The 22948-nt window shown below is 69.7% G+C and carries 1 protein-coding gene; it reads left to right on the top strand.

Features of this window, described 5'->3' with window-relative positions; genetic code table 11:
• Positions 1 to 104: 104 nt before the first annotated feature.
• Positions 105 to 22948 (top strand): non-ribosomal peptide synthase/polyketide synthase (locus tag ACFULV_RS19630; protein ID WP_378658562.1); only part of this gene is annotated, 22844 nt, incomplete at its 3' end.

Genomic DNA, 22948 nt, shown 5'->3' with positions numbered 1-22948 from the left:
AGAACTGAACCCGAGACGCGGGCGCCACGCTTATTCAGGTGGGCGCTCGCGTTCCGGTGTCGTCGGGGAGCGCCTGACCAGGTGTTCCGGAAGCGAGGTTTGGGTTGGACCGGCTGGATTTCGGCGGAAACGGCGAAACTGGTGACGGACGTGGAGGCTCTTCGGAGTACTTCCCGCTCTCGCCCGCACAGCTGGGTATCTGGTACGCGCAGCACGTCGACCCACAGGTGCCGATCAACATCGCCCAGTACGTCGACCTGCGTGGACACCTGGATGTCGCCGTGCTCGAGCGCGCGAGCGCCGACGCGGCCACCGACCTCGAATCGGGCTGGCTGCGCATCGTCGAGGTCGACGGTGAGCCGATGCAGACCATCGACCCCACCCAGGACGCGACGCTGATCTATGTCGATCTGCGTGGCGAGGCCGACCCCGAAGCGGCCGCCGCCGCCTGGATGCGGGCCGAGTACAGCCGCCCGCTCGACATCGTCAACGACCGCCTCGTCCAGGCCGCCGCGCTGCAGCTCAGCGATGACCGCTGGTACTGGTATGCCCGCGTCCACCACATCGTGCTCGACGGTTTCGGCGCCAACAATTTCGTCAACCGCACGGCACAGCTCTATACCGCCGAGGTCACCGGCACCCCGGCCCCGCCGAACAAAGCCACCGATCTGCGCGCGCTCTACGAGTCCGAGCTCGTCTACCGCGACAGCACCCGCTTCCAGTCCGACAAAGAGCATTGGGCTCAGCGGGTAGCGGGCCTGGAAGAGGGCAGCAGCCTCACCGGCCGCTCGGCCCCGCCCTCGCCGGTCAACGACGTCACCAGCGCGGCGCTGAGCACCGCCCAGGACGAGCTGCTCACCGCGGCGATCGCCCGCCACGACAGCACCGCCGCACCCCTGCTGATCGCCGGTTTCGCGGCCTATCTAGCCCAGATCACCGGCACCGAAGACGTCATCCTCAGCCTCCCGGTCACCGCCCGGACCACCGCGGTGATGCGTCGCTCGGGCGGTGTGACCTCGAACATCGTCCCGCTGCGCCTGCGCGTCGGCCACGACACCACGGTCGCGCAGCTGCTGCGTTCGGTGACCACCGAGGTCTCCGGCGCCCTGCGCCACCAGCGCTACCGCCACGAGGACATCCGCCGTGATTCGGCGGGCGAGGGCATGGTCTCCACGGAGTTCTTCGGCCCGTGGGTCAACATCATGCTGTTCGACAACCACCTGAGCTTCGGCGGCATTGAGGGCACGCTCAACGTGCTGTCCACGGGCAGCATCGAAGACCTGGGCGTCAACTTCTATCAGTCGCACGGTGGCACCCGGTCCCATATCGACTTCGAGACCAACCCGAACCTGTACTCGGCCGCCGACGCGCAGACTCATCACGGCCGGTTCCTGGAGTTCTTCGACCGGTTCCTGGCCGCCGATGCCGAGCTGCCGGTGTGGAACCTGCCGGTCACCGGCACGGCCGAGCTGGAACGCTCACTCACCGAGTGGAACGACGCGGCACACGAGGTCCCCGCGACCACCCTGCCCGCACTGCTCGACGCGCAGATCCCGCTGACCCCGGACAACATCGCCCTGGACTTCGAGGGCGAAACCCTCACCTACGCCGAATTCGGCGCGAAGGTGAACCGGCTGGCCCGCTTCCTGATCGCCGACGGCGTCGGCCCGGAATCGCTCGTAGCGCTCGGCATGCGCCGCTCGCTCGATCTCGTCATCGGCATGCACGCCGTGCTGCGAGCCGGTGGCGCGTACGTGCCGATCGACCCGGATCACCCGGCCGACCGCACCGCCTACATCCTCGAGTCCGCGGCACCGGTCTGCGTCCTGACCACCACCGGCGACGACCTCGACCTGCCCGGCACCGTCGCCCGCGTCGAGATCGATCGACTCGACACGACCGGTTTCGACGCCACAGCTCTCACCGACGCCGACCGCCTGTCCCCGCTGCGTCCGGACAACACCGCCTACGTCATCTACACCTCGGGTTCGACCGGTCGCCCCAAGGGCGTCGCGGTCACCCACCACGCGATCGTCAACCAAGAGCTGTGGATGCTCGACGAGTACCGGTTGACCGCCGACGACGTCTACTTACAGAAGACCGCCACCACCTTCGACGTGTCGCTGTGGGGTTACTTCCTGCCGCTGATGGTCGGCGCGAAACTGGTCATCGCGAGCCCCGACGGCCACCGCGACCCGCTGTATGTCGCGGACATGATCGAACGTCACGGCGTGACCGTGACCGACTTCGTCCCGTCGATGCTCACCGTCTTCGTCTCGCACGCCACGCAGGTTCAATGCGCCTCGCTGCGTGCGGTTTTCGTCATCGGTGAAGCGCTGCCCCCGGAGACCGCCGCGGGTCTGCGCGCGATCTCCGACGCCGGCCTGCACAACCTGTACGGACCCACGGAGGCCGCGGTCTCGGTCACCTACTGGGAGGCCACCGAAGCCGACACCACACAGGTGCCGATCGGTATCCCCGAGTGGAATGTCGAAGTCTACGTACTGGATTCGCGGCTGCGCCCGGCTGCGATCGGCGCCCCCGGTGAGCTGTATCTGGCCGGTCGGCAGCTGGCCCGCTGCTACCGCGGCCGCCCCGACCTGACCTCGGACCGATTCGTCGCCAACCCCGTCGGCGCCCCCGGCGAGCGCATGTACCGCACCGGCGACCTCGTGCGCTGGAACGCCGAGGGCGTGCTGGAGTACATCGGCCGCACCGACTTCCAGGTGAAGTTCCGCGGCCAGCGCATCGAGCTCGGCGAGATCGAGACCGACCTGCTCGCGCACCCGACCGTCAGCCAGGCCGCGGTGCTCGTGGTCGACACCGCGACCGGCCAGCAGCTCGTGGCCTACATCGTGCCCGCGCCGGGCCAGTCCGCCGACCCGGCGACGCTGACTCGTTTCGTGTCCGAGAAGCTGCCCGCCTACATGGTGCCCGCGTCGATCATGGTGCTCGACGCGTTCCCGCTCAACACCTCCGGCAAGCTGGACCGCAAGGCGCTGCCCGAACCCGTCTTCACCGCTGCCGCAGGCGATTTCCGCGCACCGCGTACCCCGGCCGAGCAGATCGTGGCCGGCATCTTCGGCGATGTGCTGAGCCAGGAACGCGTCGGCGCCGACGACAACTTCTTCGAACTGGGCGGCAACTCCCTGGTCGCCACGCAGGTCGTCGCCCGCATCGGCGCCGCTTTCGGTATCCAGCTGGGTGTGCGCGCGCTGTTCGAGACCCCGACCGTGGCCGGACTCGCCGCGCGGGCCGAATCCGTCACGCCCGCCGATGTTTCCGCCGCGCGTCCGCCGCTGGTCGCGCAGCCGCGTCCCGAGCAGGTGCCGCTGTCGCTGGCCCAGCAGCGGATGTGGTTCATCAACCAGTTCGACCCCACCGCACCCACCTACAACCTGCCGTTCGTGGTGCAGATGAAGGGCAGCGTCGACGTCGATGCCCTGATCGCCGCGCTCAATGATGTTGTGGTGCGCCAGGAATCGCTGCGCACGATCTTCCCCGACGCCGACGGCGGTTTCCAGCACGTCCTGGGCGCCGACGAGTTCGACCTCGGCATCGCGGTGACCCCGATCGACCAGTCGCGGCTGCGCGACGAGCTGATCGACTTCGCCTCCACCGGCTTCGATGTCACCCTGGAACTGCCGATCCGTGTGCAGATCTTCAAGGTGGCCGGTGGGACCGCCGAGTCCAACGGTCACGGTGCGGGCACACCGGAATACGCGGTCGCCTTCGTCGTGCACCACATCGCGGCCGACGGTTTCTCCTTCGGCCCGCTGGCCCGCGATGTCGCCACCGCCTACCTGGCTCGCGCCGCTGGCCAGGCTCCGGCCTGGCTGCCGCTGCCGGTCCAGTACCGCGACTACACCCTGTGGCAGCACGAACTGCTCGGCGCCGAATCCGACCCGGCCTCGATGGCCGCGCGTCAGCTCGACTACTGGAAGAGCGCCCTCGAAGGCCTGCCCGACCAGCTCGACCTGCCCAGCGACCGCCCGCGCCCGCAGCAGCAGAGCTTCCGTGGCGCGCGCGTCGGTTTCGAGATCGACGCCGACACCCACGAACAGCTCGCCGCCGTGGCCCGCGCCAACGGCGTCACCCTGTTCATGGTGGTGCACGCCTCCCTCGCGGTGCTGCTCGCGCGCCTGTCGGGCACCACCGACATCGCCGTCGGTACGCCCATCGCCGGTCGTGGTGAGCAGGCCCTCGATGACCTGATCGGCATGTTCGTCAACACCCTGGTGTTGCGTTCGGACGTCGATCCCACCCAGCCGTTCACCGAATTCCTCACCCGCACCCGCGAAACCGACCTGAGCGCGTTCGCCAACGCGGATGTGCCGTTCGAGCGGCTCGTCGACGTGCTCAACCCGTCGCGTTCTCAGGCCCGCCATCCGCTGTTCCAGGTGGTGCTGTCGTTCCAGGAGATGTCGCACGGCACCCTGGAGCTGCCCGGTCTCACGGTCACGGCCGACGAGGTCGAGGTCGACATGGCCAAGTTCGACCTGCAATGGACCCTCACCGAGGAACACACCGGCACCGGTTCGCTGTCGGGCATGACCGGCGTGCTCACCTACGCCATCGACCTGTTCGATCAGTCGACCGTCGAAGAGCTGCTGCTGCGCTGGCGGCGCGTGCTCGACGCGATCCTGGCCGACCCGGCCGTCACCGTCGGCGCGATCGACGTGCTCGACGACGCCGAACGCGCCGACCTGGTCACCCGTTTCGGCGCCCCCGCCGCGGTGGCGCGCACGCTGCCGCAGCTGATCGCCCAGGCCGCCCGCGACACCGAGGCGACCGCCGTGGTGTTCGAGGGGACCGCTGTCTCCTACGGCGAACTCGATCGTCGCTCGAACCAGCTGGCGCGCTTGCTGATCCAGCAGGGTCTGGGCGCCGAGGACTTCGTCGCCGTCGCCGTGCCGCGTTCGCTGGAATCGGTGCTCGCCGTGTGGGCGGTCACCAAGACCGGTGCCGCGTTCGTGCCCGTCGACCCGAACTACCCGGCCGACCGCATCGCCCACATGATCACCGACGCCGGTGTGTCCGTTGGCATCACGGTCACCGGTGAAGCCGACGATCTCCCTGATTCGGTGAGCTGGGTGGTGGTCGACGACATCGACCTCACCGGTATCTCCGATGCCGCCCTCGCGCCGCGTGAACTGGTCCGCCAGACCGATCCCGCGCAGCCCGCGTACCTGATCTACACCTCCGGTTCCACCGGTGTGCCCAAGGGCGTCGTGGTCACCCATGCCTCCGTCGCCAACTTCTGCGCCGAGCAGATCGACCTCTACTCGCTCGACTCCACTACGCGCGCACTGCATTTCGCCTCGCCCTCGTTCGACGCGTCGGTGCTGGAAATGCTGCTCGCGATCGGTCGCGGCGGCACGCTCGTCGTCGTCCCGCCGGGTGTGTACGGCGGTGAGGAACTGCGCGACATCCTCATCACCGAACAGGTCACCCACGCGTTCGTGACCCCGGCCGCGCTGGCCACCTTCGACGCCCGCGGCCTCGATCACCTGCGGGTGCTCGCCGCGGGTGGTGAAGCGGTCCCGCCGGAACTGGTCGCCAAGTGGGCCGTGCGCCTGCCCGACGGCTCGCGCCGCATGCTGGGCAATGTCTACGGACCCACCGAGACCACCATCGCGTCCAACCTCAGTGAAGGGCTGATCCCGGGGGAGCGGGTCGTCATCGGCGGCCCCATCCGCGGCGTCCACACCCTGATCCTCGACGACCGCCTTCGCCCCGTGCCGGTCGGTGTCGCGGGTGAGCTCTACATCGGCGGCGTCGGCATGGCGCGGGGGTACCACGCGCGCGCCTCGCTCACCGCCGACCGTTTCGTCGCCAACCCCTACGCCCCCGGTGCGCGGATGTACCGCACCGGTGACGTGGTGCGCTGGACCGCCGACCGCAACGTGGAGTACGTCGGCCGCTCCGACTTCCAGGTGAAGGTCCGCGGTTTCCGTATCGAACTGGGCGAGATCGACTCCGCGCTCGCCTCGCACGAGACAGTCGACTTCGCGGTCAGCATCGGCCACAAGAACAAGGGCGGCAGCACCTCGCTGGTGTCCTATGTCGTGGCGGTGCCGGGCAGTTCGATCGATATCGCCGAACTGACCGACCATGTCGCACAGCGTCTGCCCGCGTACATGGTGCCCTCGTCGATCATGGTGCTCGCCGCGGTCCCGCTGACCGTCAACGGCAAGCTCGACCGTCGCGCGCTGCCCGCGCCGGTGTTCGAGGTGCGCGAGTTCCGCGCGCCGACCACCCCGATCGAGCAGATCGTCGCGCAGGTCTTCGCCGACGTGCTCGAACTCGGCCGGGTCGGTGTCGAGGACGACTTCTTCGAACTGGGCGGCAACTCGCTGATCGCCACCCAGGTCGCGTCCCGCATCGGCATCGCCCTGGACACCCGTGTCCCGGTCCGCATGCTGTTCGAGGCCCCCACGGTGGCGGCGCTGGCCGCCCGGGTGGAGTCGCAGGCCGGTGACGGCGCGCGCAAGGCGCTGGTCGCCCGCGAACGCCCCGACCGGGTGCCGCTGTCGCTGGCGCAGCAGCGCATGTGGTTCCTCAACCGCTTCGACACCGCGTCGGCGGTCAACAACATCCCTGTCGCGATCCGGCTGTCCGGTGACCTCGACGTGGCAGCCCTGCAGGTCGCGGTCATCGACGTGATCGACCGCCACGAGTCGCTGCGCACCGTGTTCCCCGACTCCGGCACCGGCCCCGTGCAGGTGATCCTGGATGCCGCGCAGATCGTTCCCGACCTCACCCCGTACCGGGTGACCGAGGACAACCTCATCGATCACCTGATCGATCTGGCGTCGATGGCGTTCGACGTGACCAGCGAAGTGCCACTGCACGCACGGCTTTTCGAGGTGTCCGAGTCCGAGTACGTGCTCGGCATGGTGGTGCACCACATCTCCGCCGACGGCTGGTCGATGGCGCCGCTCTCGCGCGATGTGATCATGGCGTACGCGGCCCGCACCTCGTGGGAGGCGCCGACCTGGGCCGAGCTGCCGGTCCAGTACGCCGACTACTCGCTCTGGCAGCGTGAGGTCCTCGGCTCCGAGGACGATCCGCAGTCGTTGATCTCGTCCGAGATCGCCTACTGGACAAAGGAACTCGCGGACCTGCCCGACGAGCTGGTGCTTCCGGCCGATCACCCGCGCCCGCCTGCCGCGTCCTACCGGGGCGGCACGTACAGCTTCGTCATCGCGAGCGAAACCCAGCGTGCCCTGGTCGAACTGGGCCGCCGCTACAACGCCTCGCTGTTCATGGTCATGCACAGCGCCCTCGCGGTGCTGCTGGCCAGGGCCAGCGGCTCCAGCGATATCGCGATCGGTACCCCGGTGGCGGGCCGTGGCGATCAGGCGCTCGACGACCTGGTCGGCATGTTCGTCAACACCCTGGTGCTGCGCTCGCAGGTCGACGGCGCCACCCCGTTCGCCACCCTGCTCGCCCAGGCCCGCGAGACCGATCTGCAGGCCTTCGCGCACGCCGACGTGCCGTTCGAGCGCCTGGTCGAGGTGCTCAACCCGGCCCGTTCACAGTCGCGCCACCCGCTGTTCCAGGTGATGCTGTCGTTCCAGAACAACAAGCAGGCCTCGCTGCAGCTGCCCGGTCTCGCGGTGAGCGGAATCGACTACGACCCGCAGCTGGCCAAGTTCGACCTGCAGCTCACGCTCACCGAGGTCCAGGACACCGACGGTGATGTCGGCGGTATGGCGGCCGAGTTCTCGTACGCGCTCGATCTCTTCGACGAATCGACGGTCGCCGCGTTCGCCCGCAGGCTCGACAACATCTTCGCCGCGGTGGTCGCCGATCCCGAGGTGTTCGTCGGCGACATCGATCTGCTCGCACCCGAGGAGCACGCGCAGGTCCTCGTCGACTGGAACGACACCGCGCACGCCGTCCCGCACGCGACGCTGATGTCGCTGTTCGACGCGCAGGTGGAGCGGACCCCGGACGCCGTCGCCCTGGTCTTCGAGCAGCAGGAGCTGTCCTACCGCGAGCTGCAGGAGCGGGCCAACCGCATCGCCCGCCGCTTGATCTCCGACGGCGTGGGCCCCGGTGACAATGTGGCACTGGCGATCCGGCGCTCCACGGAGCTGGTCGTCGCCATGTACGCGGTGCTGCAGACCGGCGCCGCCTACGTACCGCTCGACCCGGATCAGCCCGCCGACCGCATCGGCCACATCATCGAGACCGCGCAGCCGCGACTGGTGCTCACCAGCCGCCGCGACGCGTTCGAGGCCGACGGCGTCACCGTGCACGCGGTCGAGAACATCTTCTCGCCCGCCGACTTCAGCGGTGCGCCGATCACCGATGCCGAACGGGTGCAACCGATTCGGGCCACCAATACCGCCTACGTGATCTTCACGTCCGGCTCGACCGGCCGCCCCAAGGGCGTCGCGGTGGATCACGCGGCGATCGTCAACCGCCTGCTGTGGATGCAGCACGAGTACCCGATCGACGCCGCCGACGCCGTCCTGCAGAAGACCCCGGCCACCTTCGACGTGTCGGTGTGGGAGTTCTTCTGGCCCTTGCAGACCGGCGCCCGCCTGGTCGTCGCCAAGCCCGACGGCCACCGCGACCCGGTGTACCTGGCCCAGATCATCGCCGAACGCGACATCACCACCGCGCACTTCGTGCCCTCGATGCTGTCGGTGTTCGTCTCGACCCTCGGCAGCAACGGCAACGGTGACGCGGTGCGCCTGCGTCAGGTGTTCGCCTCCGGCGAGGCGCTGCCCGCGCCCACCGCGCAGCGGCTGCGCGAGCTCACCGGCGCCCGGCTGCACAACCTGTACGGTCCCACCGAGGCCGCGGTCGACGTCACCTATCACGAGGTCGTCGACGCCGATGTGGAGTCGGTGCCGATCGGGCGCCCGGTGTGGAACACCCGGGTGTTCGTGCTGGATTCGCGCCTGCACCCCGTGGCCCCCGGTGTTGCGGGAGAGCTCTATCTGGCGGGCGATCAGCTGGCTGTCGGCTATCTCAACCGGGCCGACCTCACCGCCGACCGCTTCGTCGCCAATCCGTACGGCGCGGCGGGCTCGCGCATGTACCGCACCGGTGACTTGGTCACCTGGACCGCGGTGTCGGGCGAGAACGGTCTCACCTACGGCGAACTGAACTACCTGGGCCGCACCGACTTCCAGGTGAAGCTGCGTGGTCTGCGCATCGAACTCGGTGAGATCGAGGCGACCCTTTTGGCTCAGCCGGGTGTCGCGCAGTCGGTCGTCGTCGTCCGCTCCGACGCGCACGCCGGTGACCAGCTCGTCGGTTACCTGGTGCCAGAGGCGGGCTCGGCTCTCGACGTGGCCGCGGTGAAGGCGGGCATCACCACCGAACTGCCCGCCTACATGGTGCCGTCGGCCCTGGTCGTGCTGGAGGCCTTCCCGCTCAACGCGTCCGGCAAGCTCGACCGTAAAGCGTTGCCGGCGCCCGTGTTCGAGGCGAAGGTGTTCCGTGCGCCCTCGACCCCGATCGAGGAGATCGTCGCCGAGATCTTCGCCGACCTGCTCGGCGCCGAACGCGTCGGCGTGGACGACGACTTCTTCGCCCTCGGCGGCAACTCGCTCGTGGCCACCCAGGTCGCGGCGCGCCTGAGCACGGCGCTCGACACCGAGGTCGGCGTGCGCACGCTGTTCGAGGCGCCCACCGTCGGCGCGTTGGCCGCCCGCGTGGAATCGCACGCGGGCACCGGTCTGCGTGCCGAGCTCACGGCCCGTCAGCGCCCCGAGTATCCGCCGCTGTCGCTCGCGCAGCAGCGCATGTGGTTCCTGAACCGTTTCGACGTCGCCGACACCGGCACCTACAACATCCCGGTCGCGGTCCGCCTGCAGGGCCTGCTCGACCTGCCCGCGCTGCGCGGCGCGGTCGCCGATGTGGTCGCCCGCCACGAAACCCTGCGCACGGTGTACCCCGTGTACGTCGCCCCCGAGTCGGGGCGCGCCGCCATGGCCGACGGCACCGCCTACCAGAAGGTGCTCGCCGCCGCGGGCTCGATTCCGGACGTCGAGCTGATCGAGGCCGACGAGACCGACATGGCGACCTCGCTCTACGAGTTCGCCCGTCGCGGGTTCGACGTCACCGCGAACGCGCCGGTGCGCCTTCGGGTCTACGAGCTCAGCGAGCGCGAACACGTGCTGGTGATGGTGGTCCACCACATCGCCGCCGACGGTTTCTCGCTGCGTCCGCTGGTGCGCGACTTGATGACCGCCTACGTGGCCCGCACCGCGAACACCGAACCCGGCTGGCCGCCCCTGAACATCCAGTACGTCGATTACGCGCTGTGGCAGCGCGAGGTCCTCGGCGACGAAACCGATCCCACCTCGCTGATCTCCGAGCAGCTCGAGCACTGGCGCGGGGCGCTCGCCGATCTGCCCGACGAGCTGCGCCTCGGCCACAAGTCGCGGCCCGCACAGGCCAGCTACCAGGCGGGCACGCACCGTTTCGAAGTGCCGGGCGAGCTCGTCGAGGCATTGAACCGGGTCGCCCACGAGCACAGCACCACCCTGTTCATGGTGGTGCACAGCGCTTTCGCCGTCCTGCTGTCGCGTCTGTCGGGCACCCCCGACATCGCCATCGGCACCCCGGTCGCGGGCCGTGGTCAGCAGGCACTCGACGACCTGGTCGGCATGTTCGTCAACACCCTGGTGTTGCGCGCGCAGGTCGATCCGGGCGCCACCTTCGCCGAGTTGCTCGGTCAGGTCCGCGAGCACGACTTGGCCGCCTTCGCGCACGCCGACGTGCCGTTCGAGCGCCTGGTCGAGGTGCTCAACCCGGCGCGCTCGCAGTCGCGCCATCCGCTGTTCCAGGTGATGCTCTCGTTCCAGAACCTGGGCCGCACCACCCTGGAACTGCCCGGCCTCACGGTCTCCGAGCTGGGCATCGACCAGCACATGGCCAAGTTCGATCTGCAGCTCGCGCTCAGCGAGGTCCCCGCCGACGACGACAGCCACATGGATGCCGAACTCGTCTACGCGACAGACCTTTTCGACGCGGGCTTCGCCGCGACCTTCGGCGCTCGCCTGCTGCGCGTGCTCACCGCCGTCGTGGTCGACCCCTCGGCTCCCGTGGGTGACATCGAACTTCTCGACTCCGCCGAGCGCGCCCTGGTGCTCGATCGCTGGAACGACACCGAATTCGCCGTCGACGCCGCGCTGAGCACCCCGAGCGACGACGAGCCGGCCACGCTGCACGCGCTGTTCGAGGCTCAGGTCGCCCGGACCCCCGACGCGGTCGCGCTCACGTTCGAGGGGACGAGTCTGTCCTACGCCGAGTTCGCGGGTCGCGTGCGTCAGCTGGCGCGCTGGCTCAAGGACGCCGGGGTCGGCCCGGAATCGTATGTGGCACTCGGTATGCGGCGCTCGATCGATCTGCTGGTCGGCATGTACGCCGTGTCCGCCGCCGGTGGCGCGTACGTACCGCTGGACCCCGATCACCCGGCCGAGCGCATCGAGCACATCCTCGAGACCGCGCAACCGGTCTGCGTGCTCACCTCCGGCGAGAGCCTGCCCGCGGCCGCCGGTCGCGAGGTGCGCATCGACCAGCTCGACCTGTCCGGCCACTCGGCCGAGCCGGTCACCGACGCCGACCGGCACCGCCCGCTGCGCTCGGACAACACCGCCTACGTCATCTTCACCTCCGGCTCGACCGGTCGCCCCAAGGGCGTGGCCGTGAGCCACGCGGCGATCGTCAACCGCCTGGTGTGGATGCACGCCGCCTACGGCCTCGCCGCCGACGACGTGGTGCTGCAGAAGACCCCCGCCACGTTCGACGTGTCGGTGTGGGAGTTCTTCTGGCCCTTGCAGGTCGGCGCGCGCCTGGTCGTCGCCAAGCCGGACGGGCATCGCGACCCGGCCTACCTGGCCCGGCTGATCGTGGCCGAACAGGTCACCACGGCGCACTTCGTGCCGTCGATGATGGCCGTGTTCGTCACCGAACCGCTGGCCGCCGAGTGTGTTTCGCTGCGCAATGTGTTCGCCTCCGGCGAGGGTCTGCCCGCGCCGACCGCGCAGCGTCTGCGCGAATTGACCGGCGCCGCGCTGCACAACCTCTACGGCCCCACCGAGGCCGCGGTCGACGTGACCTATCACGAGGTCACCGATGCCGACATCGAGACGGTGCCGATCGGCGCCCCGGTGTTCAACACCCGTCTGTACGTGCTGGATTCGCGGCTGCGACCGGTTCCGGTGGGTGTCGCGGGTGAGCTCTACCTCGCGGGCGTGCAGCTGGCCCACGGGTATGTGGGCCGCGCCGACCTGACGATGGACCGTTTCGTCGCCGACCCGTTCGCGCCCGGCGAGCGCATGTACCGCACCGGTGACCTCGTCACCTGGACGCCGACCGGCGAGCTGGAGTACCTGGGCCGCACCGACTTCCAGGTGAAGCTGCGTGGTCTGCGCATCGAGCTCGGCGAGATCGAGGCGGCGCTCACGGCGCTGCCGGAGATCGCCCAGTCGGTGGTCGTGGTCCGTGCCGACGAGCACACCGGCGATCAGCTGGTCGCCTACGTCGTCCCGCAGACCGGCGCCACCGTGGACACCGACGTGGTGAAGGACGCACTCGGCGCGGAGCTGCCCGTCTACATGGTGCCCGCCGCGTACGTGGTGCTGAACGCGTTCCCGCTCAACGCTTCCGGCAAGCTCGATCGCAAGGCGCTGCCGTCGCCGGTGTTCGCCGCGCGCACCTTCCAGGCGCCGGTCACCCCGGTGCAGCAGATCGTCGCCGCCACCTTCGCCGAGGTGCTCGGCGCCGGTCAGGTCGGCCTCGACGACGACTTCTTCGAGCTCGGCGGCAACTCGCTGGTCGCCACCAGGGTCGCGGCCCGGCTGTCGGAGGCGCTCGATACCCAGGTGCCGCTGCGCGCGCTGTTCGAGGCGTCGACGGTGGCCGCGCTGGCGGCTCGGGTCGAAACGCACACCGGTCGTGGTGGCCGCATCCCGTTGGCTCCCCGCCCGCGGCCCGAGCTGGTGCCGCTGTCGCAGGCGCAGCAGCGGATGTGGTTCCTCAACCGCTTCGACAACCGCACCGCGGTCAACAACATCCCCGTCGCGATCCGCCTCACCGGTGACCTCGATGTCGCCGCGCTCGAGGCGGCCATCGCCGACGTGGTCGCCCGGCACGAGTCCCTGCGCACCTTCTACCCGGCGGCCGATGTGGCCGCGGGTGCGGTCGAGGAAGGCGCGGGCTACCAGCAGATCCGGCCCGCCGACGAGGTCCGTGTCGCGCTGGCCACCCAGCCGGTCGCCGCGAGCGACGTGGTGGCCAGGGTGATCGAACTGGCGAGCGTGCACTTCGACGTGACCCGCGAAGTCCCGTTCCGCGCGACCCTGCTGCGCGTCGACGACCGGAACCACGTGGCCGTGCTGGTCATGCACCACATCAGCGGTGACGGTTTCTCGTTGCGTCCGCTGCTGCGCGATGTCGTGATCGCCTACACCGAGCGCACCCGCGGCGAGAACCCCGCCTGGGCGCCGCTGGAGGTCCAGTACGCCGACTACACCCTGTGGCAGCGTGAGGTCCTCGGTGAGGAGTCCGATCCCGAATCGGTCGCCGCGAGCCAGCTCGCCTACTGGACCGAGCAGCTGCGCGATCTGCCCGATCAGCTCGAGCTGCCCGCCGATCGGCCGCGCCCCGAGGTCGCCACCAATGCCGGTGACCTGCACCGCTTCTCGGTCGACGCGCAACTGCACCACGCGCTGACCGAGATCGCCCGCGCCCGCGGCGTCACCCTGTTCATGGTGATGCACGCGGCACTGGCCACCTGGGCCGCGCGCCTGTCCAACAGCACCGACATCGCCATCGGCACCCCCATCGCCGGTCGCGGCGAGCGCACGCTCGACGACCTGGTCGGCATGTTCGTCAACACCCTGGTGCTGCGCAGCGAGGTCGACTCGAGCGCGAGCTTCAGCGACCTCCTGGATCAGGTCCGCAAGGTCGACCTGTCCGCCTTCGCCAACGCCGATGTGCCGTTCGAGCGCCTCGTCGACGTGCTCAGCCCCACCCGTTCACAGGCGCATCACCCGCTGTTCCAGGTGGCGCTCACCTTCGAGGCGGCCACCGCCGCCGACGCGGGCACCATCGCACTGCCCGGCCTCGATCTCGAGGTCGTCGACTTCGATCCGGGCACGGCGAAATTCGACGTGCAGCTCACCGTGGGCGAAGCCGCCGACGGCTCGCTCGCGCTGTCGTGGAACTACGCCACCGATCTGTTCGACGCCGAAACCGTCGCCGCCTTCGGCGACCGCCTGGTCCGCATCCTGCGCAGCGTGGCCGAGAACCCCGACGTGATCGTCGGCGACATCGACCTGCTCGGCGAGGCCGAACAGCGTGATGTCGCGCAGCGCTGGGTGTCCTCCGGTGTCGACGCCATCGGTCTGCCGGTCATCCACGACGCCAGCACCCCCGCCGGCTACCGGCGTGGCCTGTTCGGCAACAAGCACACGACCCTGGTCGACCTGTTCGACGCCGCGGCCGCCGCCTACCCCGACCGGATCGCCGCCAAGTTCGGCGTCGAGTCGCTGACCTACGCCGAGCTCGATCGCCGTGCGAATGTGCTGGCGCGCAGGTTGATCGACGACGGCGCAGGCCCGGAATCGCTGGTCGCGGTGATCTTGCCGCGTTCGCTCGATCTCGTGGTCGCGCTGCTCGCCGTCGTCAAGACCGGTGCGGGCTACGTGCCGGTGGATCCGACGTACCCGGCCGAGCGCATCGCCTACGTGCTCGAGGACTCTCGCCCCACCAGCGTCGTCCTCGATTCCACCGTCCAGGTGCGGGTGCCCGAGCACCTGCCCTCGGTGGTGCTCGACGGGTTCGCCGTGGAAACCGGCAATATCGAAGACGCCGACGACGCCCCGATCACCGACGCCGACCGGCTCGCCCCGCTCTCGCCGGACAATGTCGCCTACGTCATCTACACCTCCGGCTCGACCGGCCGCCCCAAGGGTGTCGCGGTCGCGCACCGCAATGTGGTGCGCCTGTTCGCCAACACCGATCGCGACTTCGGCTTCGGCCCGCGTGATGTGTGGACGCTGTTCCACTCCTACGCCTTCGACTTCTCGGTGTGGGAGCTGTGGGGGCCGCTGCTGTTCGGCGGCTCGCTGATCGTCGTCGACTACTACACCTCGCGTTCGCCCGAACAGTTCCTGGAACTGCTGCGCGTGGAGCAGGTGACGGTCCTCAACCAGACACCGTCGGCGTTCTACCAGCTGGCCGAGGCCGACCGCAACGCCGGACCGGGCCTGGAGCCGCTGGCCCTGCGCTACGTGGTGTTCGGTGGCGAGGCCCTCGAGCTGCGCCGCCTGTCGGATTGGGTCGCGCGCCACGGTGACAGCTCGCCGACGCTGGTCAACATGTACGGCATCACCGAGACCACGGTGCACGTGTCGTTCCGTGCGCTCGACGCGAAAACCATTGCCGCCGCTGCCGGTTCGGTGGTCGGCCGGGCGATCGCGGGTCTGGGCGTGTACGTCCTCGACAACCGGTTGCGGCCGGTGCCGGTGGGTGTCGCGGGCGAAATGTATGTCGCCGGACCGCAGCTGGCGCGTGGCTACCTCGGTCGCCCGGACCTGACCGCCACCCGCTTCGTCGCCAACCCGCTCGCGGGCCCGAACCAGGGTGGCTCGCGCCTGTACCGCTCGGGCGACCTCGCGCGCTGGAACCGTTTCGGCGAACTCGAATATCTCGGCCGCGCCGACGACCAGGTGAAGGTTCGCGGCTTCCGCATCGAGCTCGGTGAGATCGAAGCCGCCGTGCTCGCGCAGCCGGGCATCGCCCAGGCCGCGGTCATCGTGCGTGAGGATCAGCCGGGTGACCAGCGGATCGTCGCCTACGTGGTCGCCGAGGGCGACCTCGAACCCGACCTCGAGACCATCCGTAGCGGTGCGGCCGAACAGTTGCCCGCCTACATGGTTCCGGCGGCGCTCGTGCGCCTCGAGTGGATCCCGCTGACGGTCAACGGCAAGCTGGACCGCCGCGCGCTGCCTGCTCCCGCGGTGCAGGCGCGGGCCTTCCGCGCACCGGTCACACCGGTGCAGGAAGCCGTGGCCGCGGTCTTCGCCGATGTGCTCGGCTTGGATCGCGTCGGTGTCGACGACGACTTCTTCGACCTCGGCGGCAACTCGCTCATCGCCACCCGCGTCGTCGCCCGCATCGGTGCGGCGCTCGGCGCCACGGTGCCGGTGCGCGCGCTGTTCGAAGCGTCCACCGTGGAAGCCCTCGCGGCACGGGTGGAATCGCACACCGGCGGTACCGCTCGCGCGGCGCTGGTCGCCCGTGAGCGCGCCGAAGGGGAACTGGTTCCGCTGTCGTTCGCGCAGCAGCGGATGTGGTTCCTCAACAAGTACGACACCACCTCGGCCGCCTACAACCTGCCCGTCGCGATCCGGCTCACCGGTGAACTCGACACCGAGGCACTGGCACTCGCGCTGGCCGACCTGGTCCGCAGGCACGAATCGCTGCGCACCCGCTACCCCGAGCACGGCGGCACCCCGGTGCAGCAGATCGTCGCGGCGGAACGCATTTCGCTGGACCTTCGCCCGATCGCGATCGCTCAGGACGAGCTGTTCGAGACCGTCACCGAGTTCGTCTCCACTGGTTTCGATGTGGCCGAACAGGTTCCGATGCGCGCCCGCCTCTTCCGGGTCGCCTCCGCCGGACACACAGGTCGCACCGCCGACACAGAGCAGGCCGCGGGTGCCGAGCACGCCGATGGTGGCGTCACCGAACACGTCTTGGTCGTGGTCGTGCACCACATCGCCGCCGACGGTTTCTCGATCGCGCCGCTGACCCGCGATGTGATGCGCGCGTACACAGCCCGTGCCCAGGGCACTGCCCCAGGTTGGGCGCCGCTGCCGGTGCAGTACGCCGATTTCGCGATCTGGCAGCGCGCGGTGCTCGGCACCGAGGACGACGCCGACTCGCTGATGTCGCGCCAGGTCGGCTACTGGCAGTCCCAGCTCGCCGGTGTCCCCGACGAACTGACCCTGCCGTTCGACCGCCCGCGTCCGGCCATCGCCTCGCTGCGCGGTGCCACCGTGCACCGCGAGCTCTCGCCCGAACTCGTCGCCGCGCTCGACGAGATCGCCCGCCGCCAGGGCGCGTCGCTGTTCATGGTCATGCACACCGCCCTCGCGGTGCTGCTGGCCCGGCTGTCCGGCTCCGACGACGTCGCCATCGGCACCCCCATCGCGGGCCGCGGTGAGCAGGCCCTCGACGACCTGGTCGGCATGTTCGTCAACACCCTGGTGCTGCGCACCGGCGTGCGCCCGGCCGAGACGTTCACCGACCTGCTCGAGCAGGCCCGCAAGACCGACCTCGACGCCTACGGCAACGCCGACGTGCCCTTCGAGCGCCTTGTCGAACTCCTCGCACCGGAGCGCTCGCAGTCGCGCAACCCGCTGTTCCAGGTGATGCTGGCCTTCCAGAACCTGGACCGCACCACCCTGGAACTGCCCGGCCTGGCAGTGTCGGCGCTCGACCTCGACGAGAGCGTTGCCCGCTTCGACCTGCAGTTCACCCTCTCCGAGCTGGGCGAACCCGGCCACGGCGGGATGGCGCTGGCACTGAACTACGCCACCGAACTATTCGATGAGGACACCGTCGCCGGCATCGCCGTGCGCTGGCAGCGAGTGCTCGAAGCGATCGCCGCCGACGCCTCGATCACGGTCGGCGCGATCGATGTGCTCGACGCCGCCGAGCGGGCCGACCTGGTGTTCCGGGTCGGCGAACCGCCGGTACCCGCCCGCACCCTGCGCAGCTTGCTGTCCGAGGCCGTCGCTCAGAACCCGACGGGCCCGGCCGTGGTGTTCCAGGGGACGAGTGTGTCCTACGCCGAGCTCGACGAACGCTCGAACCGCCTGGCGCGCTTGCTGATCGCCGAGGGGATCGGCGCCGAGGACCTCGTCGCGATCGGCGTCCCCCGCTCGGCCGACTCGGTGCTGGCAGCGTGGGCCGTCGCCAAGACCGGCGCGGCTTTCGTCCCGGTGGACCCGACCTACCCCGCCGACCGCATCGCCCACATGGTCACCGACTCCGGTTCGCCGCTGGGCATCACCGTTTCCTCTGTGCTGGGCGGACTTCCGGACATCGCGGTGCGCGATGCGGCCGGTATCGAATCCACGCCGCACGCGACGGCTGGTGCGCAGGAATCCGCAACGGCGCCGGACGGCCAGGCAGCGACCGCGCCGACACTCGACAGCGCTGCCGCGGATGCTTCTGCCGCCGGCTGGCTGGTACTCGACGAGCTGGACCTCGCTCGTTTCGACGGCGGGCCGATCGCCGACACCGAACTGGTCCGCGCGACCACGCCCGAGCAGCCCGCCTACGTCATCTACACCTCCGGCTCCACCGGCGTGCCCAAGGGCGTCGTCGTCACCCATGCCGGTCTCGCCAACTTCGGCGAGGAGCAGGCCCAGCGCTATGCGCTCGATTCCGACACGCGCGCACTGCATTTCGCCTCGCCCTCGTTCGACGCGTCGATCCTCGAACTGCTGCTGGCGCTGGCCCGCGGCGGTGCGCTGGTCGTCGTCCCGCCCGGCGTCTACGGCGGCGACGAGCTGTCCGAGCTGATCCGCACCGAGCGGGTCACGCACGCCTTCATCACCCCCGCTGCCCTCGCGACCTTCGACCCCAGCGGGCTCGACTCGCTGCGCGTGCTTGTCGCCGGTGGCGAAGCGGTGCCCGCCGACCTGGTGTCGAAGTGGGCAGTTCCTTTGGCGGACGGCACGACTCGCGCCTTCCACAACGGTTACGGCCCCACCGAGACCACGATCATGACGAACATCAGCGCCGCGCTGGTGCCGGGCGAGCTGGTCACCATCGGTGGGCCGACTCGCGGCATGCGTTCACTGATCCTGGACGCCCAGCTCCAGCCGGTACCGGAGGGTGTCGCGGGTGAGCTGTATCTGTCGGGCATCCAGCTGGCCCGTGGGTACCACGCCCGCGCCGGACTCACCGCCGACCGTTTCGTCGCCGACCCGTTCGTTCCGGGCGAGCGGATGTACCGCACCGGTGACGTGGTGCGCTGGACCGCCGAGCGCACCGTCGAGTACGTCGGCAGGTCCGACTTCCAGGTCAAGATCCGTGGCTTCCGGATCGAACTGGGCGAGATCGACTCCGCCCTCGCCTCGCACGAGACCGTCGACTTCGCCACCACCGTCGGCCACAAGAGCACCGCGGGCGCCGTCTCGCTGGTCGCGTATGTGGTTGCCGCGCCGGGCCATTCGATCGATGTCGCGGCGCTGACCGCGCACGTCGAGGATCGTCTGCCCGCGTACATGGTGCCGTCGTCGATCATGGTGATCGACCACGTGCCGCTCACCCCGGTCGGCAAGCTCGACCGAAAGGCGTTGCCGGAGCCGGTGTTCGCCACCGAGGTCACCTTCCGGGCCGCGCGCAACCCGATCGAGCAGACCATCGCCGAGGTCTTCGCCGAGGTGCTCGGGGTGGAACGCGTGGGTGTGGACGATTCGTTCTTCGCCCTCGGCGGCGACTCGATCGTCTCCATCCAGCTCGTCTCCCGTGCCAAGGCGCGCGGCGTGCTGTTCTCCCCGCGCAACGTGTTCGAACAGCGCACCGTCGCCGGCCTGGCCTCGGTCGCCGAAACCGCCGATGTCGCGGCGGCGACCGCGATCACCTTGGCCGAACTGCCGGGCGGTGGCGTCGGCGAGATGCCGCTGACCCCGGTCGTGCGCTTCATGGCCGAGCGTCCCGGTTCGTTCAACCGGTTCAACCAGACCATGGCGCTGGAACTGCCGGTCGGCATCGACCGTGCGGGCATCGCCGCCACCGTCGGCGCGGTCATCGATCGCCACGACATGCTGCGCTCGCGTCTGCATCAGGTCGACGGCCGCTGGGTCGTCGACACCGCCCCCACCGGCACTGTCGACGCGACCGCGCTGATCGACCACACCACGTTCGACCCGAACGTCTCGGACGCCGAACTGGTCGAAATCGCCTCCGCCGCACTGGACACCAGCCTCGATCGGCTCGACCCGGCCAACGGCGTCGTCGTGCGCTTCGTGTGGCTCGAGCCGGACCTGAACAACCCTCACACGGACGCTGCCGCGGCGAGCGACGCTGCCGCTGAAAAGGTCGAGGGCGCCAGCGAATCCGCTGCGGCCGCGACCGGTGCGTCGAATGCCCGTCGCGCGGGTCGACTGATCGTTGTCGCTCACCACCTCGTCGTCGACGGCGTCTCGTGGCGCATCCTGGTGCCCGACTTCGTTTCCGCGTGGGGTCAGCTCTCCTCGGGCCAGCAGCCGGAACTCGGTGCCCCCGCCACCTCCATGCGGGCCTGGGCGCATGCTCTCGCCGACGAGGCGAAGAGCGCCGACCGCGCCGCCGAACTCGACTTCTGGCGTGAGGTCGTCGCCACCCCGGACCCGCTGCTCACCGCGCGGCCCATGGACCCGGCTGTCGATGTCTCCGGCGTCATCGAGAAGCTGCCGGTCGAGGTGTCCGCCGAGGTCACCAAGGCCCTGCTCACCACCGTCCCCGCGTTGTTCCACGGTGGCGTCAACGACGGTCTGCTCACCGCGCTGGCGCTGGCCGCCGCCAAGTGGCGTTCCACCCGCACCGGTCCCGGCGCGCTCGGCAACGGCCACCGCGCCGACCCGAACAGTGACGCGCTGCTCGTACGCCTGGAAGGCCACGGTCGCGAGGAAGAGGTCGCGCCCGGCGCCGACCTGTCGCGCACCGTCGGCTGGTTCACCGCCATCTTCCCCGTCCGCCTCGACCTGGCCGGCATCGACATCGATGCCGCGCTCGCCGGTGGTCCGGCGCTGGGACAGGCCGTCAAGGCGGTCAAGGAACAGCTGCTCGCGGTGCCCGACAAGGGCATCGGTTACGGCCTGCTGCGGTACATGAACGCCGAGACCGCCGTCGAACTGCCCACGCAGCTCCCCGGCCAGATCAGCTTCAACTACCTCGGCCGTGTCGCCGACAGCGACGTCCCCGACGCCCTGCGCGGCTTCGGCTGGATTCCCGCGCCCGAGCTGGCCGCCCTCGGTGGCGCCTACGACGCCGACATGCCCGCGATGGCGCCCCTCGATGTCAACGCGATCGTCGTCGGCGACAAGCTCAGCGCCAATATCGGCTACCCGAGCACCCTGCTCGCCGAGGCCGAGGTCCGCGAATTCGCCGATCTGTGGATCACCGCGCTGGAAGCTGTCGCCCGGCATGCCAATTCGGCCGATGCGGGCGGTCACACACCGTCCGACTTCGCCCTGGTTCGCTCCACCCAGCGCGACATCGACACCTGGGAGAAGCGCTACCCCGAGCTGACCCAGGTGTGGCCGCTCGCCGCGCTGCAGGCAGGTCTGTTCTTCCACGCCCGTCTGGCCGCCACCTCGGTCGACGTCTACACCGCCCAGGCCGTCCTCACGCTCACCGGTCGCGTCGACGCCACCCGTCTGCGTGCCGCCGCCCAGGCGCTGCTCGACCGCCACGAAACCCTGCGCACCGCGTTCGTCACCGACCACGACGGCAACGCCGTGCAGGTCGTCCTCGACACCACCCGCGTGGCCTGGGCCGAACACGACCGCATCGAGACCGGCGAATACACCGACCTCGTCGAGGCCGACCGCACCGCCCGCTTCGACCTGGCGAACCCGCCGCTGATCCGCTTCACGCTGATCCAGATCGCCGAGCACGAATGGCGCTTCGTGGTGTCCAACCACCACATCCTGCTGGACGGCTGGTCGACGCCGCTGGTCATGCGCGACCTGCTCGCCCTCTACGCCCTGCACGGCGACGCGAGCGCGCTGCCCGCCGTCCGCTCCTACCGGCACTTCCTGGAATGGGTCGGCCGTCAGGACCATTCGGTCTCGGTCGAAGCCTGGTCGCACGCGCTGCGCGGCGTCACCGAGCCGACCATGCTGGCCCGCCCCGACGCGAGCCGCGAGATCGCCGCGTTGTCCGACGAGTACCTGTTCGACCTCGACGAGCCCACCACGGCGCGGCTCGTGGCGCTGGCCGCCGACCTCGGCGTCACCCCGAACACCGTCCTGCAGGTCGCCTGGTCGATCGTGCTCGGCCGGATGACCGGCCGCGACGACGTGCTCTTCGGCACCACCGTCTCGGGTCGTCCCGCGCAGCTGTCCGGCGTGGAATCCATGGTCGGCCTGTTCATCAACACCGTCCCGGTGCGCGTGCGTTTCGACGCCGCCGAATCGGTGCGCGAGGTGCTCACCCGCACCCAGGGCGAGCAGGCCGACCTGCTCGACCACCACTACATCGGCCTCGCCGAGATCCAGTCGGCGGCCGGAATCGGTGGCCTGTTCGACTCGCTGGTCGTCTTCGAGTCCTACCCGGTCGACGCCGAGGGCATCAAGGCCCAGGCCGCCGACATCGACGGCATGGCCGTCACCGGCCTGGACGCCGCCGACGCCACCCACTACCCGCTGTCGCTGATCGCCCAGCTCGACACCCAGCTGCGCATCCGCGCCGGTTATCTGAGCGACCTGTTCGACGCGGCCACCGTGCACCGCATCGCCGATCGCCTGATCCGGGTGCTCACCGCGATCACCACGGAACCGGCTGTCGCGGTGGGCGATATCGAACTGCTCGATGCCGCCGAACGCGAACTCGTCGTGCGCGAGTGGAACGCCACCGCGCACGAGGTCGATCAGCGGGCCACCCTCGTCTCGATGTTCGAGGCCCAGGTTGCCCGCACGCCGCAGGCCACCGCCCTGTCCTTCGAGGGCACGAATCTGGCCCACCCGTCGCCCGACCACCGCCCCCCACGGAGTCTCTCCGAGACGCTGAACTATTCCGAGTTCGCCCAGCGGGTCTACCGCCTGTCGCGCTGGCTGATCGATCGCGGCGTGGGCCCGGAAACCTATGTGGCACTGGGCATGCGCCGCTCGCTCGATCTGGTGATCGGCATGTACGCGGTGAGCGTGGCCGGTGGCGCCTACGTGCCGCTGGACCCCGATCACCCGGCCGA

It is taken from the genome of Nocardia sp. NPDC057272 (genome assembly GCF_042668615.1).
GTDB lineage: Bacteria > Actinomycetota > Actinomycetes > Mycobacteriales > Mycobacteriaceae > Nocardia.
This window is presented reverse-complemented; position numbering and strand designations above follow the sequence as displayed.